Raw genomic sequence first — 18,367 nt, 5'->3', positions numbered from 1 at the left:
TTTCCTCAAAACTCAATGCAATCAAACACTGGCTATGCTGGGTTTATAAAAAGGCGTCGGGAAAACCCACTCTTTTTAAAGATGGGGTGAGAGATGCCCCGATGCCGTTGACGTTGCCTGTTAACAGGCAACGTGAAATCCCATACCCTTTTAGGGGTGGGATGATCTCAATGTTTTTAATTTTTCATTTTTAATTGCCTTACAGCCTGTCCAAAACCCAGTACAAGCAAAATATTAGAAAGCGTCAAAAATACTTCTGCACCACCGTGCAACCAATCCACATCTGCCAAAGACTTGCCATAATGCAATACAGCATAAATTCCGGCTGGGATGGTGATGGCAACAAAGACGAGAGTGCCATAAAATCCATACAGCGCTAAACGCGGCATTTGCGGACTGCGGCTGATAAACCACAAGAAACCCAAATAGGGAAACAGTGAAAGTGCAAACAGGGTTTCTTTAGAAATCATTGTTCTGATTTGATAGGTTTTGGTTCAACAGTGTTAACAGACTTGGTAGAACGCCAAATCAAATACGCTGCTGCCCAAAGCGTAAAATTACCAACTAAGGTCATGGTAGCTTGAAGCGTTACCAGCCATTCCAGAGATTCGGCGTTGTCGAAATAATGCCAGGTACAAGCACACATGGCGCTGACTAAAGCTGGTAACATGGCAAGGGATAATCCCCACCAACTGCGGTTATTAGTAAGTTCGCCATAAGTCCAGATTAACCAAATGGCGACAATCCACTCAATAACGCTAGAAATATGAATAATCCAGGTGGGAATCGATAAGGCGTGCATAACAAGTCAAAAGTCAAAAGTTAAAAGTCAAAAGTAATTTAGTTCTCTGTCTTTCTATAAGATCATCTTCCCACAAGAAAATTTATCTTTAGTTGGTAGAGTGACGGACATCTAAGCAATTTTTGAGAGAAAAGTTGATAATCTAAAATTTAAATCCTTTCATCCAAAATCTAAAATGGCAAAGATGCGGGCGTTATTGTCTGGATATTACGGTAAAGGTAATGGTGGTGACGAAGCTTTGTTAGCAACGCTTTTGCAAATGTTACCATCTCACGTAACGCCTGTGGTGCTTTCTGGTAATCCAAAGGAAACGCGCGATCGCTACAATGTAGAAACTTGCGATCGCATGGCTGTTTTACCTGTACTGCAAGCTTTACGCTCAAGTGATGCCTTGATTTGGGGTGGCGGGAGTCTCATTCAGGATGTTACCAGCACTATCAGCCCATTTTATTATGGCGGACTGATGGCATTGGCGCAGAAAATGGGTTTGAAAACTGTTGCTTGGGCGCAGGGTATTGGCCCGTTAGTGCGTCCGCAAACTCGTTGGTTGGCACGGGAAACCTTTGGTAATTGTAGCAAAGTTAGTGTCCGCGATCGCGCCAGTGCGGCTTTATTATCTGATTGGCAAATTCCTTGTATTATAGCTCCTGACCCGGTTTGGGCGTTGGAATCGAAACCAGTACCAGGACTTTGGGATTTCCCTGCGCCAAGAGTTGCGGTAACGTTGCGATCGCATCCTCAGCTTACAGAAACACGCCTAGCAAACTTGACTCGTGCTTTGGTTGACTTTCAAAAAGCTACGCAAGCTTTTATTTTACTATTGCCGTTTCAAAAAAGTGAAGATTTAAGTATTGCCGAAGCTATTCAACCACACCTTAAAGATGTCAGCAAGATTTTATGTCTGGAAGATCCGCAACTTTTGAAAGGTGTGTTTCGCGGCGTTGAAATGGCAATAGGGATGCGTCTACACAGCTTGATTATGGCAGCATCTGTTGGTTGTCGTTGCTTTGCTCTCAGTTATGACCCCAAGGTAAATCGTCTCATGGAAGACTTGGAAATGCCTGGATGGGATTTAGCTAGTTTACCAGATGACCCTAATTTGATTAGTCTGACTTGGATGGAGCATTACGCTAATGGCGATCCGTTATCACCAGAGCAAATACAATCTTTAGTAGATAGAGCATTAATGCACCGCGAGTTGTTGAACGACGCTTTATGTAATAAGTAAGACCAAAAAATGTAGAGCGAAGAGAATGCAAAACTTTGAAGACTAGCCCTTTGAAGTTGACTGGTAAAATCTTTTTTTTTCTCTCTGCATCTTTCACGTCTGGAGCAGCTAAAAAGTATTTTATTTAACCACAGAGGCACAGAGAACGCAGAGTTAAAAGGTTAAAGGGTAGTTTCCAGTTACCCCTACAGGCAAGCAACTGGCATAGAAAGACGCATCTTTTTGCCAATCTTATGGCGGGAAGGGAGTAATTATCAAAATTTTATAAAGTTATTATGAAAATAATCGGGAGTAATTATCAAATTTTTGTAAAGTAGTGATGAAAATACTTAAGTATCTATTATCAAGATTTACTTCAGTGATATTATCTGCAAAATACAGAAATAATTATTGAGATTATTCCGATGATAAGCTTTGGCTTTTGGAATTTAATTATAGTAATTGTAGTTGCTTTTGCCCTCAAAAATAATTGGCGATTAGATGATGAAAAGGCAGCCTGGAAAAATTCTTCATTCTTGAAATCTCCTGTAATCCAAAGGTTGATACGATTTTTTCGCCAACCAATTGTTAACTTTCTTGTTCAAGCAGGTGTTGTATTAGTAGTTACAAGATTCCTCTGTTATACAGGTTGGCTAATATATTTCCTAAACCAGCCAAATCCACCTTTATGGGATTTCCAGTGGTATTATGTGGCGAGTAAATTGGCTCATCAGCATTTGAGTCCTTTTAATGTCGAGATTTTTAATCAGAATTTCTGTAACATAACTACGGTGTGTGGCTCTCTTCCACCGTTTGTCTATCCACCTAATATTATTCCTCTGATCTGGTTTTTGGGTTATTTTTCGATGAATACTGCATTTAAAATCTGGGTTTTAATGCATGTATTAGCAATCGCTTTGGCCTTATGGGGAGCGAATATATTACTAGAGTCTAAGTCACGAGCCTTCAGAATTATTTGCACAATTTCGGTTGCCTTAATTTATGGCGTAGTTCGCGATCTTCAAGTTGGTAATGTTGCCATTTTTATTGCAGTTCTTATCTTATGGATGTTTATCTTGGCTAGAAAAAATCAAGATATTCCAGCAGGAATTTGCTTGGGACTTGCCGTTTGTAAACCAACGTTAGCTGCATTATTCGTTTTGTATTTTCTACTTAAAAGACGGTTCTCTCTAGTTTTTGTATCTGTTGTCACAGTAACTTCTCTAGTATTTATAGGCCTAGCCTTGACGGGCAATTCTTTGACGCAATTCGTGTCGGATGTCGCTCGTGGATTTTCACTCTGGCTAAATGATCCATCAGTTAGCCCCTATATTTCAATCAGTCGCATTGATTTGATGGTTGTGGGGCCAAGATTATTTCCCAATAACCCATTCTTTGCCAAGCTATTGTCAAACTTACTTGTTCTGATAATTGTTGGTTTGGTAGGTTGGTATTGGTATCTACAACAATCTTTTACAGGCTGGTCCAAAAAAATATATTTACCAGAAATGGCACTCGTTTCTTGTTTGAGTATTGCGATCATCTATTCTCAAGAAACTAGTTCTGTGATGTTAATACCTGCTGTTGTTTTTTTGCTAAATGATTTATTGGATCAGATTAGGCATTGTAAATTCTCTAGAAAAAGAATCTTTGTTTGGTTAGCAGGGGTTTGCGCTCTTGCAGTGCAAACAGCAGTTATTCACGGCTGGCTTATCCACTCTTTAGCAAACCGTTGGAACGTGAAAGCAGGTGAATTGCCATACATTATGAAAGTAACTATCTTCGCCCTACCGAGTTATGGAGTTTTAGTAATCACCCTAAGTATTTTAGTTTTAGCAATTAGTTCACTGCGTCAAAAACAAATGATGAAATTTGGACTTTTGAATGGGGTAGAAACTTAGAACATCAGGAGTCAATTGATCCTAAAGTCTAAAACCACTTTTACCTTTTACCACTGACAATCCCTGACCTTTTTTTAATTAAAAGTTAAAAATTAAAAATTATTCTTCTTCACTAATATTTAATTAATTTTGGGTACAAGCCCCCACTGATAGCGAAGCGTAAAGCCTTCGGCATGGCTTCGCTTAGAGCGAGTCCACGAGCGTCTTACAATTTTTAATTTTACATTTTTAATTTTTAATTGGAGCGTTCGCGCAGCGTCTCGTAGACAAGCGACTTGACCATCGAACTTTTTTATCTTTTTCCCGATGTCAGCAAGATTTTATGTCTGGAAGATCCGCAACTTTTGAAAGGTGTGTCACAATTTTTGACCACTATCTTTGTTATGAAATCTAGCTTTGGAACTTGTCAGAAACAGGTGATTAACTTTACCAGAAAAATGGTGGGTTTAGCTGGCATCTAAGGAATCAAATCATGTTGCCAATCTCATCAGGATTAGTATAAATCAAATTAGCTAGCACTGGTTTTTTCTCAGCAGTAACACTGAAATGCTATTTAACTCCTACGCCTTTATTTTTTGTTTTTTACCAATTACCCTCATCGGCTTTTTCAGCTTGACTAGATTGCGTTTAACTCAAGTCGCTTTAGCCTGGTTGGTGATTGCTTCTTTAGGCTTCTATAGTTACTGGAGTATTGCTTATCTACCTCTGCTGTTGATTTCAATTGGGATCAACTATCAAGTTGGTAAACATATCAGCAAATCTGACCTTGGTAGTAAGCAAGCTAAAAATTTACTTTGGGCAGGTATTTGCTTTAACCTGGGGCTACTGGCGTATTACAAGTACGCTAACTTTTTCATAAATTCTGTTGAACAGGTACTCAACACGAACTGGAGTATCCCCCAAATCATTCTGCCGCTGGGTATTTCGTTTTACACGTTCACTCAAACAGCTTACTTAGTAGATGCTTACCGTGGTGAGACTAAAAATTATAATTTTTTAACTTACAGCTTATTTGTTACTTTTTTCCCGCACTTAATTGCTGGGCCGATTTTGCACCATAGGGATACAATTCCCCAATTTTATCGCTTGCGAAACCTGGTCTTCTCCCACAAGGCTATGGCTGTAAGTGTGACGTGGTTTACTCTAGGGCTATTTAAGAAGGTAATTATTGCTGACACTGTGGCGCCTTGGGTTAACCCTGTTTTTAGCAATGCGAGTGCAGTCAGTTTTTTAGAAGCTTGGGTGGGGGCAGTCAGTTATACCCTGCAACTATACTTCGATTTTTCTGGTTACTCGGATATGGCGATTGGCTTGGGGTTGATGCTCAACATTCAGCTACCCATTAACTTTAATTCCCCTTACAAAGCCACTTCTATTATTGATTTTTGGCGTCGCTGGCACATTACACTCTCTAATTTTCTGCGTGATTATCTCTATATCCCTCTTGGCGGTAATCGTCGGGGGGCAGTGCAGCGCTACATCAATCTTTTGATCACGATGCTACTAGGTGGACTATGGCATGGCGCAGGCTGGACATATTTAGTCTGGGGTGGACTGCATGGACTGTATCTCTGTATCAATCATGGGTGGCGCAAACTGGGTAAGTCATTGCCAAAATTCCTAGCTTGGGCAATTACATTTATTGCTGTGATGATTAGCTGGGTGTTATTTCGCTCTCAAAGTATCCATGATGCTGGGGAATTGCTGGGGACAATGGCGGGAATGAAGGGACTGGCATTAACAGAAGGATACCAGACTAGCCTGCAATGGTTGAGGGCTTTCGGGGTCAAGTTTCAGCAGAGTTACCCTTATATGCCAAGTAAAGACAAGCTGATTATCCTTGTGGGACTAATGCTATGGGTTATTTTGCTACCAAATACACAGCAAGTTATGCAGTGGTTTCAACCTAAGTGGTGGTGGGCGGTAGGTGTGAGTGCGATCGCATTTTACTGCCTATTATCACTCAATAAAGTCTCAGAATTCCTTTACTTCCAATTTTAGATTAGGTATGGCTATCAAAGCTTATAAGCAATTCAACTCGATTTTTCTGACCCTAGTTTCTTTCAATCTGCTCGCTGTTGGTCTCTTTAATATTCTCATAGACCCCTATGGCGTGTTCAACACTTATATGATGCAGGGTGTTAATCAGATAAAACCGACAAGACTTAATCACACCAGACTAACAAAAGCAGTAGATGTGACTCGCATTAAACCGAAAACAATTCTGCTAGGTTCATCTACCGCACTCAGGCTATCTCCAGTTCATCCAGTTTTTGTAAACACCCAGCCTGCTTATAACTTAGGCTTACCAGGAGCAGGTATGCAAGAAGAGTTACTTTATTTCCAACACGCCTTGATTAATCAGCCTGACTTGAAACAGTTAATAATTAGCTTAGATTTTTTTTCTTTTGGCGTTGGTGTTAAAAAAGCACCCGATTTTATTGAGGACAGACTGCAAAAAAACAGAATTACTACTCAAGACGCCTTGAATGCCATTTTTTCCTTGAGTGCTTTTAAATCTAGTTGGGACACCCTAGCTACGAATAGAGCCTCAAAGACTGGTGTTTCTGCCTTGACAGGCTTGGAAAAACAAAGCGGCGTAACTTCAGACCAGGGCAATAGTAGAGTTCTGAAGAACTTTGAAGTAGTTATATCCAGCTATTTTAAACAAGAAGAACGATATAAAAACTATCAGATTTCAAATGAGCGACTCAAGGACTTTAAGACAATCATTGATATCTGTCGTCAGCGAAAGATCGCTGTCAAAGTCTTTTTTTCACCGACACACGCTGTGCAGTTGCAAGCTTTGCACGTAGCTGGATTGTCGTCAGCTTATAAAGATTGGCAGCGACAAGTTGTCAAAATTTTCCCAACTTGGGATTTCACTGGCTACAGTCAAATCAACACAGAGTCTATCAGTGGCGAGATGAAAAATTACGTAGATGGCGCTCATTATCAGTATCGAATCGCAGATTTGATTTTGAACAGAATGTTTCAGTACCATCTGGAAACTGTGCCTTCAGATTTTGGAGTACTGCTGACTCCAGAGACGATTGAACCGCATTTTGCTGCCATTAGTGCTGATCAAATTGTGTAGGAGAAAAATAACCCCAAGATGATCAAATTTGTGCAGGATTTGTATGCTAAGGCTAATCGATTATTGAACTAAGCCAAGCTGACAATTCCTGACCATTGAACTTTTTTCTCTTTTTCGCGACGGTAAGAAAAGAAATGCTCTGGAGTTTGGAAAGTACAATAAGGGGCGATCGCAATTTGTTCTGCACTAATCCCCATGTTTTCCAGCTGTAAGGTATTCACTCGCCGCACATCCAGCCGTACCTTTCCAGGATTGGGATCTTCCAGTAAGGGCGAATTTGGTAATTCATGCAATGCTTGAACAATTTTTTGTTCGTCATCATCTGGTATAATGCTAGCCCCGATTTCAGCCGCGACCTCTACAGAGACTTGGTAAACCTCACCAGCGATCGCAGGGCCCATTGCAATGCGTAAATCATCGAGTTTGCTGCCTTGAGATTGTAATCGAGCGATCGCTAAGGGAACAATCTTTTTGGCAGTCCCCCGCCAACCAGCGTGTAATGCTGCCACTCGTCCAGTTTTCACATCCCCAATTAGCACGGGTGTACAATCTGCACTAGCTACCCAAACGGCTTGTAGAGGCTGCTCACTCATTAAACCATCCGCCGATGCTAAATCCTCCTCAGCAGAGCTTAAGAAGCTTTCAACTTCTTGGGGGGTGAGAACAGTATTGCCATGAACCTGCTTTAAGCGATAGACTGATGCCTCTGGTTGCAATACTTCTGTGATAACTTGTGGCGATCGCGGCCAAAACTGCTGGGTAAAGAAGCCGTGATGCCAACGTTCCAGAATACTACAAGTTAGATAGGGTAGTCCTTCCCAATTGTGCCAGTGCCAAGTGTGCATCTTCAACCAAACCTAAACAGAAATCACTCATTAGCCAATCAATGCTAACTTGAACAACGGAATTTGGGTTAACTGCTGTGGGATTTAATCTGCAAAAATTGGAAGCAGCCTTGAAAGCAGGGCAAAAGTATACATATTTACCATTTTCCCTCCACTTTTTTGAAAGCGTCTCCTCAACTAACCAAACCCTCTGGAACTTACTCAACCAAGGGGCTATTTCAGGAACAGTAGTAATTGCAACTGTGCAATCTGCTGGGCGGGGACAATGGGGACGCGAGTGGATTTCTCCAGTTGGGGGATTATATCTTTCCGTGGCGATTTCTTTCGACCACAAAATAGAGGCTACTGAAAGTTACCAGCTAACTTTCGCTACTGCTTGGGGAATTGCGTCTCAATTGCGCCAATCCGGTGTTGATGTTGGGATAAAATGGCCCAACGATTTAGTTTTAAATGGTCGCAAACTAGGCGGCATTTTGACAGAAACCAAAGTAAACAAAGGACAAATCACTCAAGCAGTAATTGGTGTTGGTATTAACTGGACAAACCCAGTACCCGAAACTGGAATCAATCTGGAATCGTGGCAAGCTTCTCAAGATTTCCGACCAATTTCTTGTCTGGAAATGCTCACCTCTAAAGTCTTGCTGGGAATAGAATCCGGTATGGAGTGCCTTTACCAAGAAGGAGTAAAGGTACTCTTGTCTCGCTATTTAGATTTGCTTATAAATATGGGTGATCGGGTGTACATCAATAATATTTCAGGTACAGTAGTTGGGGTGACTCCTCAAGGAAATTTACGAGTTGATTTGGAAACAGAGGATACAAAACAACTAATTACACCGGAAATTTATATTGAACCCGGTACAATCAGTTTGGGGTACCATAAATCTTCCGTTTAAATTTGAGGTTTGTTCAAAATTTCGCTCTTTGGGCAAAACAAACCACTAGCATCATCTCTTTAGGCTAATTACACACAACTGAGAGAACAAATGACGCAGCGCAATAATTCTGCCCATCATCGTTTGCATTACTTATGGCAGCAAGGTCTAACAAAAAAACGTTTTGCCTCAACACTACCAGCCCAGAGCCTCTGTTGGCTGGGTAGCGTCAGCCTCCTTAGCGGCGGCTTTGTGTTTGCCCAAACTGAAACACAAATAGATAATATTGTTCCTACTGTTGAAAATTTCCAGCCAACAGCAGTTACAAACCCAATTAAAAAACAGACTATTGCGCCTCAAGCAGCGCCAACGCAACCGGAATTTTCCCAACGACGAACCACACTCAGACAAAAATTACGCAAGCCAGAGGTTGCTCAATCAAAACAGCCAGTTAGACAGGCTACACCCAAAATCGAAGCTGCTGAACCTGTTGTTATTATCAGACAGTCAAAACCCAAAGTAGAAGCTTCCCAGGTTACTCCTGCAAGGGTAAGACAGGAAAAACCCAATACCCCTGTCCGCTATGCACCTGAAAAACTCCCAGAAGTTGCTCAACCATCAAATAACTCGAACAGCGCTGTCAGCGCAACGGCCGGGAAAACCAAGGATTATAGTAACGCCTATATTGATCCTAATAGTTATGACAGTGGTGCCACAGCTACTTATCAAGCACCAAATTCCGTAATTCTCACAGAACGCTCCAGTGGTTGTCGAGCCATTTTGCCGTCAGGACAAAGCGTATTAGGCGGCGTTTGCGCCAAAGCACCCCAAAGGAGTGTAGCTGATTCTAATCGTAAAGCAGCACCTAATTGGCTTAAAAGAAGTCAAAACGCACAATTACCAGTAGTTCCACCCGTGCGGCAAGTTGCAACTACTGGCAACACTAGCAGGTGGCGTGCTGCTCAAAGTGGTTCTAGCGGTGTCACCAAGAGTGCATTTCGCCCTAATCGGTTTATCCCCAGTCCCGGCGAATTTAGCCCCACAAGAGTGAGTGCAACTCCCATCGCACCCAGTGGTGGGACTTTACCGCCACCAATGGCAGATGGCAACATTGCACCCCGCCCCAGCAACGTAGCTTACGACTTCTCCCTAGCATCAGTATTGCCGCAAATCCCCTACGTGGGGAGAGTCGCCTATAGTGGTACGGGAATGATGTATCCACTATCTATTCCGGCTTCTATTACTTCTGTATTTGGTTGGCGAGTTCATCCAATTACAGGTAATCAACGTTTCCATGCTGGTACAGACTTAGGTGCGCCTACAGGTACGCCAGTTTTGGCAGCTGCTGCTGGTCAAGTGGAAACAGCTAACTGGTTAGGCGGTTATGGTTTAACCGTTACCCTGAATCATAAATCGGCTCAACAAACTCTCTACGGTCATATGTCAGAAATCTTTGTTCAACCCGGTCAGTGGGTAGAACCTGGAACTGTCATTGGGCGAGTTGGCAGCACCGGCAACTCCACAGGTCCTCACCTGCACTTTGAAGTCCGTCATCTGACACCGAATGGGTGGGTTGCTACTGACCCAGGCGTGCAGTTACAAAGCGGCCTCAGTCAGTTAGTGCTAGGCTTACAAACCACTCAGGTAAGCCAAAAACCAGGGAGCTAAGACTGGGGACTGGGGACTGGGAGATAAGGGAGAAACCAATGCCCAATGCCCAATGCCCCATGCCCAATTACAAATACCCGTGTTCTGCTAAGAATGCGGGTGTAATGCCATCCATACTAGTTTCATCAGTGGCTCTGGTGTGTGGCTTTCCAGGGTCAAGGAATTTTTCAACGTATTTGCCGAGAATATCCCCTTCTAGATTTACCAAACTCCCAGAAACCAAATAGCGAAGATTTGTCTCGGCATAAGTGAGGGGAATTACTGCCACCTTGAATTGAGACAGTTCTGGTTCATATGCGGCTACTGTGAGACTGATGCCATTGACAGCTATGCTACCTTTAGGGACAATGTACCGTGCGATCGCCTCGGATGCAATAAAGGTCATTTCCCAAGAACTAGCCGTTTGTTCTGCCACTAGCAATCGACCAATGCCGTCTACATGACCCATCACAAAATGACCGCCAACTTTACTGCCCACCCTTAGCGACGCTTCTAAATTGACATATCTCTGTTGCGTTTGCTCACCTCCCAGAGTTGTGCGGCGTAGGGTTTCCGGTGAAGCCGTGGCGATAAATCCGTCTTTTAAAACTTTTTCTACTGTCAGGCAAACGCCATCTACTGCAACACTGTCACCATAAGCCAAATCTTGCATAATTACTTCACCCGGTTGGCTGACACAAGTAATTTGCCAAGAATCGCCCCCCAAGGGTTCCATCGTTCCTAATGCCTGGATTAATCCTGTAAACACGGCTTTTTTGTCAAACTATCTCTATTTATTGCCTATTTTTGCTTGAAATCAATTGGTATTTATCACATAAATCTCCAACATTCAAGTATATTTTCTGACTTTTTTTCGTATAGGGATATTAACACATTAGCATCCTTCACAAGGCATACTTGGGTAAGAAGGTTATTGTCTAAGAAGACCAATTTGACTTACTCTGGTTTTCACCACAAGTTCGGAGTTTAATAGAAGCAATTATAGAGAACGAATGCTTATGTTTATTACTGTCAACAAACCGCCTAAAAAGGAGTGCTATTTGTTACACAGCATTCAAGGCTCTCAAAGCATTGTAGAGGCTTAGGCAATGATTGAAATGAAAGTCGCTGGCATAGCATTAGATGCCATAACTCGCAGCCCGATCGTCCTTTTGAAAGATTCTTCAGATCGGCGGGCTTTGCCAATTTACATCGGTCAGGAACAGGCTAGGGCAATTATGGGTGCGCTGGAGAATCAGAAGCCTCCCAGGCCCTTAACCCACGACCTGATTGTGAATATTCTAGAGACTTGGAACATGACTCTAGAAAAGGTGATTATTCATTCCCTGCAAAAGGATACATTTTATGCAGCCTTAATCGTCCAGCAAGGCGAGGTCAAAAAAGAAATTGATGCGCGTCCTAGCGATGCGATCGCTATTGCCCTCCGTACAAATACTCCTATTTGGGTAATGGAAGAAGTGATTGCTGATGCTTCTATCCCTGTTGATCGTGATGCAGATGAAGCCGAACAGCAAGCCTTCCGTGAATTTATTTCTAATCTCCGTCCTGAAGATTTGATCAAGCGCTTTGGTAATGACGACAGCTAGGGCAATTTTAGATTTTGAATTTTGGATTTTAGATTGAAGGAAAAATCTAAAATCTAAAATCTAAAATTGAATCAGCTCCTAACTCTTTGTAAAAGATGCAATACCGACGCTTTGGAAAAACGAATCTGCGCCTCTCAGTTTTTTCCTTGGGAACAATGCGCTACTTGGCTTCTTTTGAAAATGCTCACCAAACCATTGAACAAGCCTTAGCGTTAGGAATTAATCATCTAGAAACTGCCAGAGGTTACGGCAAAAGTGAGGAGTATCTTGGTAGGGCACTAAAAGCTGGGTTGTCATTACCCCGAACGAGGCTTCACATCACTACCAAAATCTCGGCCACAGCAGATGCTGACACCATGCGTCGGTACATCGACGAATCTCTAGAACGATTACAGCTAGATTATTTAGATTGCTTAGGCGTTCATGGTTTGAACACTTGGCAACATTTGGAGTGGGTGCAAGCCAAAAATGGCTGTATGCAAGCCGTAGAGGAAGCTGTTGCTGATGGTCGAGTGCGACACGTTGGTTTTTCCACCCACGGGTCATTAGAGCTAATTCAGGCAGCAATCAATACAGATTTTTTTGAATTTGTCTATCTGCATTATTACTATTTTTTCCAACGGCACGCACCAGCGATTCAACTAGCTGCCGAAAAAGACATGGGCATTTTCATTATTTCCCCTGCTGATAAAGGAGGGCGTTTGTACACACCACCCCAAACCCTAGAAGACCTGTGTTACCCGTATTTACCCTTAGAATTAAGCTATAGATTTTTACTGTCTGATAACCGTATTACTACTTTGAGTATAGGGCCAGCAAACCCAGATGAATTGAGGCAACCTTTGCAAGTCGCTGACGATGATGGAGAGTTAACATCAGCAGAAATTTCTGCTTTCCAAAGGTTAGAAAATCAGCAAAAAGTTGCTTTGGAAGCTGATAAGTGTAGCCAGTGTTATGCTTGTTTGCCCTGTCCAGAAAATATCAATATTCCAGAGGTTTTGCGGTTACGTAATCTTGTAGTAGCATACGACATGAAAGATTATGGGCAATATCGTTATGGAATGTTTGAAAATGCCGGTCACTGGTTCCCTGGAATGAAAGCCAATCGCTGTACAGAATGCGGTGACTGTTTGCCTCGGTGTCCAGAAAAATTAAATATTCCAGCTTTATTAGAAGATGCTCACCAAAAATTAAGTGGGAAAGTAGGTAGGAGATTGTGGGGTTGACACTTTTTTGATTTCTATAGCGGTTCTTAATTGCATGGAATACAGACCTAACAAGAACAGCCGCTTCCCTGCAAGGAAAGGGGAGTAAGGGACTTCCAAAAAATAAAATATACTATAAAATAATGATTATCATTATTGCTCTTAGATACTCAGCCAATAATTATTTGGGGCAATTTATTCTTTGGAAGTCCGATTATTTCAACGCTTTACTTGCTCTTTGAGTATTTCTGCCAAAAGTGTGTCTGTAGGCAGATGTATCTAATTAAAGGGTTTTTCATCAGAATAGCTTATATACCCAAAGAATTAGTGTTTTTTCAAAGCCTGTAAAGCTTGACGAATTTCACTATTTGCAAAAATCGTTTTATTAAATATATTTATACATATTAAAAATAACAAGTATAAATAACATCAAAGTTTCTATTGCATTTAGTGAAATACGCTCTTTGTACAATATTCTAAATTTCTGTATAATGTTCTACATACTGAATATATTACTTACGCATTGACATAAAAGCAAAAATGACGGGTACAGTTTTCAAGGCTTCTATCTAGGTTTTTCAATCATATTTTGGCGATCACCAGCAATCAAAAGCAACCTCCAAAAGCCTGGAACAACGTGTTTACGTTAATACACAATATAGCTCTTTTGTACAGTGCTTAAGTCCTGAATATTGGCGTTTTTTATTAAAATACTCATAATATTCTTAAATACACAAGTATCTTTTCTGAAGACCAAACGATAAATTTTATACTAAAAAGTCCTAACTAGTAACTTCTTGAAAACATATTTCTTAACTAAATAACTTTTACGAGAGTATAAGTAATTGCTAATCTAAAGGGAGGTCAAGGTTGGTTGCTTAATAACGCCTGTAAATCTCAATAAACGAGGGTTTTGGCAAGCAAATTTGTATTAAGCGAAAACTTGCTCCAGTTGTATTCAAGAAATTTGAAGTAAGAACTAAAGAGATGTAAAAGCTCTCTCAGGTTCTATAAAACCTTAATGAATTCTCTCAACTTCAGACCAAGTAAGAAGGAACTTGGTTGAGAAGAGAGCTTTTGTTGAGGAAGGAAGAAGCACTTTTAAACACTGTGATGTAGTGTTTGAGTGCTCCTCCAGGTGCTGCTGCGCCTATACCCAAAAACTTACTTCGTAGTTCAGGAAACAACGCAACAACATCATTACTTAATTAAGGAGTATATCATGTCTTCTTTAGATATCATTCGTGCATGGAAAGATGAAGATTATCGGCTTAGCCTGAGCGATTCCCAGCGTGCGCTATTACCTGACTCCCCAGTTGGACTGGTTGAACTGTCGGATCTAGATATGGGATCGCTTGCAGGAGGCGGAGGTAGTAGTAACTCCTCGTGCGAACCCGGAAAAGGATGGGGTAAGACCGGCTATAAAACCTCCATGTGTAATGCTGATCACAAGAAACACGACAAGAAAAAACACTAATAGCACCATTATTAGAGCAGCCACTAAGTAACAATAGCTGGTTGTCTAGTGCTTGAGTGCATCAATCACCGCGGTTGATTAGTGCGCTAGAAGGGGGTCGCTGTGACCCCCTTCCACTGCCGCTGATAGTGCGCTGTGAATAACCTCCACGCTGACGTGCCGTGTATGAGGACATTAATATTATGAATTCACCCGAATTTCAAGTGTCTGCCTGGTACCAGGCGCTCAAATTGACAGAACGCCTTGCATCGTTGCAATCAGTCCCAGTTGAGATACCGACTGTGGAAGTGAATGTGGATCTTGCTGAACGACGTATGCAGCGCTGGCGATCGCAAGCTTCATTCACGACAAGCTCTTACTTTGAGCAGCGTCTGGCAATAGATGGCATGACTGAGGATGAATTTCGCTACCTCCTTGGCGAACCAATTGAGGCTGTACGCGATCGCTTATCTGAACCGCCAACATGGTTAGTTGAGCTTGCCCAGGCTTTTTCTCGTCCCGCTAGCTCAAATCAGCTTCCTTTACTTAAAGTACTGGAAGATTACGAGATGAGTGGCTTTTTAAGCGTGATTGAACCACTCATTAGCCAAGGTTGCGCTCGGGTGCATGAGGGGATACAGGCACTTGAATCAATGTACTCGGATCTGCCCTACGATCCCAGCACCATTGAAGAAGTACTTTTTGAAAATCTACCAGGGTCGTTGCTCTCAATGTTAGAGCGCACAATGGTGCTAGAACTCAACGTGGCTCGTCTGCAAGGACTTCTCAATGGCGATACGGCTGAAGAAAGATTTGAAAGTTTCTTACAGCGTTTGCAAGAGCGAGATGTAGCAATTGCCCTCCTCCAAGAGTACCCAGTCTTAGCTCGCCAATTAAAGATTCGCATTGATCACTGGGTTAATTTTAGTCTGGAGTTTTTACATCACCTGTGTGCAGATTGGCAGGCTATCCGCGCTACTTTTAGGTCGGAGAATGATGCAGGTTTGCTGGTAGAAATAGACGGTGGTGAAGGCGATCAGCACCGGGGCGGACGAGCAGTGCTAGTTGCAAACTTTAGTTCTGGCTTTCAAATAGTTTATAAGCCAAAGTCTCTAGCTGTCGATGTGCATTTTCAGGAACTATTAACTTGGATTAACGAGAAAGGCGATCATCCTCCATTTAGGACACTGAAAATCTTAGATCGCGGCACCTATGGTTGGGTAGAATTTATTGACGCCCAAGGCTGCACTTCTTTAGAAGAGATTCAGCGCTTCTACGAGCGGCAGGGCGGCTATCTAGCATTATTATATGCAATACAAGCAACAGATTTTCACTATGAAAACTTGATTGCGGCAGGCGAACATCCCGTCTTGATTGACTTGGAATCACTCTTCCACCCGAACGCTAAAGGAATTGACATCGCAGAAGCAGATGAATTTGCATTCGATTCGATGGCGTACTCAGTTTTACGAGTGGGATTACTGCCCGAGCGTGTTTGGTCGAATGCTGAATATGAAGGTACTGATATTAGCGGATTGGGTGGAAAAGAAGGTCAACTAACCCCAGATCGCCGCCCTTATTGGGAAGGAATGGGTACGGATGAGATGCGACTAATGCGCGAGCGGGTAGCAATGCCAGGGAGGCAGAACCGACCAAATCTTAACGGCACAGAAGTAAATTTACTCGACTACACTGAAGCGCTCATTGCCGGATTCACCGCTATTTACCAGTTGCTCTTGAAACACCGGGATGAATTGTTGTTAGAGCAAGGGCCTTTGGACTGCTTTGCTGAGGATGAAGTTCGGATCATCCTTCGGGGAACGCGGACTTATGCTCGGCTACTGGAAGAGAGTTTTCATCCTGATATGCTACGTAATGCACTTGAGCGCGATCGCTTTTTTGATCGCCTTTGGGACGGAATCAAAAGCAGCCCCGATCTGGTTAAGATAATTCCGGCTGAACTCGAAGACCTGCAACAGGGCGATATCCCAATGTTCGTCACCCGTCCTAGCTTCAGCGATATCTGGAGCAGTTCTAACAAGCAGATTAAGGATCTTTTTGCTCACCCAGGGCTGGAATTTGTTAAGAATCATATTAAGCAGCTCAGTCACCAGGATTTGGAACGCCAACTTTGGTTTATCTCTGCTTCTCTGACAACGCTATTTGTAGGTGTAGATCAAAAGCAACGGCATTATCATCTCACTGAACTAGAAACCATTGCAGATTATGAGCAACTGCACTCAGCTGCCCAAATCATCGGAGAACGGCTGGAAGCGTTAGCGCTTCATAGCGAGAATAATGTCAACTGGCTCGGTTTGACACTCGAAAAAGAACGCTACTGGTCTCTGTTGCCCTTGGGATTAGACCTTTATGATGGTCTACCTGGGGTGGCGCTATTCTTAGGGTATTTGGGTGCTATTACCCAAGAGTCACGCTATAGCACACTAGCACAGACTACTCTGAGAACGATGCGGCACCAATGGGAGCGCCGTAAATCATCCATTACCTGGATTGGTGGCTTTGATGGTTGGGGCGGAATGCTTTACACATTGGCCCATTTAGGTGTGCTTTGGGATAATCCAGCTTTGCTGGCTGAAGCTGAAGAGGCTGTTGAGCTTCTATTGCCTCTAATTGAGAAAGATGAACGACTTGACATAACCACTGGTGCAGCTGGGTGTCTTAGTAGTTTAATCGTCCTGTATCGTTGCACCTCGTCTGAGCGTATACTTGCTGCTGCGATCAAATGTGGCGATTATCTCATTGCCCATGCTCAACCAATGAAGCAGGGCATTGGTTGGGTTGTGCCGGCGGGGATGGCAAAAGAGCCATTGACCGGCTTCTCTCATGGGGCAGCCGGGATAGCGTGGGCACTTTTGGAACTGGCTGCACTAACCAATATAGAGCGTTTTCGGACAGCAGCTCTCGATGCGATCGCCTATGAGCGTAGTCTCTTTTGTCCCCAGGAGGCGAATTGGCTAGACCTACGGGAGTTACACACATCAGACGTAGCGACCAACACTAGTCACCAGCACTGTATGACAGCATGGTGTAATGGTGCGCCAGGAATTGGACTAGCTCGTTTGCGCTGTCTGCGCCATCTTGATGACAGCGAGACCAGAGCCGAGATTGATACAGCACTCAAGACTACCCTGGCTGAGGGATTTGGTAGTAACCATTCCTTGTGTCATGGCGATCTAGGCAATCTGGAGTTGTTGTTACAAGCTAGTGAAATCCTTGGCGATCCGCAGTTGCGTTCTCAAACCAACCGCCTTGCAGGTGCGATCCTCGATAGCATCAGCAAGCATGGCTGGTTATGTGGAAATCCATTAGGTGTGGAATCTCCTGGGTTGATGACAGGGTTGGCAGGTATCGGCTATGGACTGCTGCGATTGGCAGAGCCGACGCGTGTACCTTCAGTACTGGTGCTGGAACCGCCCAAGGTGAACAGTATAAGAGCAGGAACAACATAACAGTATGAGAGTGTAACTTATCATGGCTGCACTCTCAAAAGTATATGAATTGAAGTCTTAGCTGAAATGTTTTTGCAGTTTAGATAATTAAAGTTGAAACCAATTTCTGATAGAGATGGCTCTATAAAACTTAACAAGAAATATTTGAGAGCGTAAAACAACAGGGCAACGGTAGTAGAAGATAAAATTTTATGTATCTCTAGTTGATTTGAAGCAGTTTGTCATAATGTTTTTTCAAACATAGCATTTATCTGT

Annotated in this window: 15 protein-coding genes; 11 read left to right on the top strand and 4 right to left on the bottom strand. The window is 42.7% G+C overall.

What is annotated here, in order from left to right:
- Positions 1-176: 176 nt before the first annotated feature.
- Entirely contained in the window at positions 177-470 is a 294-nt protein-coding gene (locus tag H6G26_RS15520; RefSeq protein WP_109012120.1) for a DUF3593 domain-containing protein, read from the bottom strand.
- Positions 467-802 (bottom strand): DUF2499 domain-containing protein, encoded by a 336-nt coding sequence (locus H6G26_RS15515; RefSeq protein ID WP_190730105.1) that lies wholly within the window; start codon positions 800-802, stop codon positions 467-469. The genes H6G26_RS15520 and H6G26_RS15515 overlap by 4 nt, the downstream gene beginning before the upstream one ends.
- Positions 803-986: 184 nt before the next feature.
- Here H6G26_RS15515 and csaB point away from each other — a divergent pair, with 184 nt between their 5' ends.
- The 5 genes from csaB to H6G26_RS15490 all read left to right on the top strand — a co-directional run bounded on the left by csaB (position 987) and on the right by H6G26_RS15490 (position 7,007).
- Complete coding sequence (csaB, locus tag H6G26_RS15510) at positions 987-2,030, top strand: polysaccharide pyruvyl transferase CsaB (RefSeq protein WP_190730149.1); 1,044 nt, start codon at positions 987-989, stop codon at positions 2,028-2,030.
- 404 nt (positions 2,031-2,434) lie between these two features.
- Complete coding sequence (locus tag H6G26_RS15505) at positions 2,435-3,910, top strand: glycosyltransferase family 87 protein (protein ID WP_190730104.1); 1,476 nt, start codon at positions 2,435-2,437, stop codon at positions 3,908-3,910.
- Positions 3,911-4,185: 275 nt separating this feature from the next.
- Positions 4,186-4,371, top strand: coding sequence for a hypothetical protein (locus tag H6G26_RS15500; protein WP_190730103.1), 186 nt, complete (start codon positions 4,186-4,188; stop codon positions 4,369-4,371).
- 85 nt (positions 4,372-4,456) lie between these two features.
- Complete coding sequence (locus tag H6G26_RS15495) at positions 4,457-5,911, top strand: MBOAT family protein (RefSeq protein ID WP_190730102.1); 1,455 nt, start codon at positions 4,457-4,459, stop codon at positions 5,909-5,911.
- Between the two features lie 7 nt (positions 5,912-5,918).
- On the top strand, positions 5,919-7,007 hold the full coding sequence (locus H6G26_RS15490; RefSeq protein ID WP_190730101.1) for a hypothetical protein: 1,089 nt from the start codon (positions 5,919-5,921) through the stop codon (positions 7,005-7,007).
- A 68-nt stretch (positions 7,008-7,075) separates the two neighbouring features.
- Here H6G26_RS15490 and pgeF read toward each other — a convergent pair whose 3' ends face one another.
- A complete protein-coding gene (pgeF, locus tag H6G26_RS15485; RefSeq protein ID WP_190730100.1) occupies positions 7,076-7,852 on the bottom strand; it encodes a peptidoglycan editing factor PgeF in 777 nt (258 codons plus the stop codon).
- A gap of 77 nt (positions 7,853-7,929) precedes the next feature.
- Here pgeF and H6G26_RS15480 point away from each other — a divergent pair, with 77 nt between their 5' ends.
- Positions 7,930-8,748, top strand: a complete 819-nt coding sequence (locus H6G26_RS15480; RefSeq protein ID WP_190730099.1) for a biotin--[acetyl-CoA-carboxylase] ligase — start codon at positions 7,930-7,932, stop codon at positions 8,746-8,748.
- A gap of 90 nt (positions 8,749-8,838) precedes the next feature.
- The gene (locus H6G26_RS15475) at positions 8,839-10,395 is read left to right on the top strand and encodes a M23 family metallopeptidase (RefSeq protein WP_190730098.1); all 1,557 of its coding nucleotides are present in this window, start codon (positions 8,839-8,841) and stop codon (positions 10,393-10,395) included.
- 67 nt (positions 10,396-10,462) lie between these two features.
- On the opposite strand, the gene H6G26_RS15470 is transcribed toward H6G26_RS15475, so the two are convergent.
- Positions 10,463-11,143 (bottom strand): riboflavin synthase, encoded by a 681-nt coding sequence (locus tag H6G26_RS15470; protein ID WP_190730097.1) that lies wholly within the window; start codon positions 11,141-11,143, stop codon positions 10,463-10,465.
- Positions 11,144-11,483: 340 nt separating this feature from the next.
- Between H6G26_RS15470 and H6G26_RS15465 the strand changes: the two genes are divergently transcribed.
- From H6G26_RS15465 to H6G26_RS15450, 4 genes are all read left to right on the top strand, one after another.
- The gene (locus H6G26_RS15465; protein ID WP_190730096.1) at positions 11,484-11,981 is read left to right on the top strand and encodes a bifunctional nuclease family protein; all 498 of its coding nucleotides are present in this window, start codon (positions 11,484-11,486) and stop codon (positions 11,979-11,981) included.
- A gap of 95 nt (positions 11,982-12,076) precedes the next feature.
- Positions 12,077-13,207: an aldo/keto reductase gene (locus tag H6G26_RS15460; RefSeq protein ID WP_190730095.1), complete on the top strand. Its 1,131-nt coding sequence runs from the start codon at positions 12,077-12,079 to the stop codon at positions 13,205-13,207.
- 1,201 nt (positions 13,208-14,408) lie between these two features.
- Positions 14,409-14,663 carry a mersacidin/lichenicidin family type 2 lantibiotic gene (locus H6G26_RS15455; RefSeq protein WP_190730094.1) on the top strand — a complete coding sequence of 85 codons (255 nt, stop codon included), beginning with the start codon at positions 14,409-14,411 and terminating at the stop codon, positions 14,661-14,663.
- Between the two features lie 182 nt (positions 14,664-14,845).
- Positions 14,846-18,112, top strand: coding sequence for a type 2 lanthipeptide synthetase LanM family protein (locus H6G26_RS15450; RefSeq protein ID WP_190730093.1), 3,267 nt, complete (start codon positions 14,846-14,848; stop codon positions 18,110-18,112).
- The last annotated feature ends 255 nt before the right edge of the window (positions 18,113-18,367 follow it).

Origin of the sequence: Nostoc sp. FACHB-888, from assembly GCF_014696655.1 — a bacterium.
GTDB lineage: Bacteria > Cyanobacteriota > Cyanobacteriia > Cyanobacteriales > Nostocaceae > Nostoc.
Note: the sequence above shows the minus strand (reverse complement) of the source record. Positions and strands in the feature narration are given on the sequence as shown.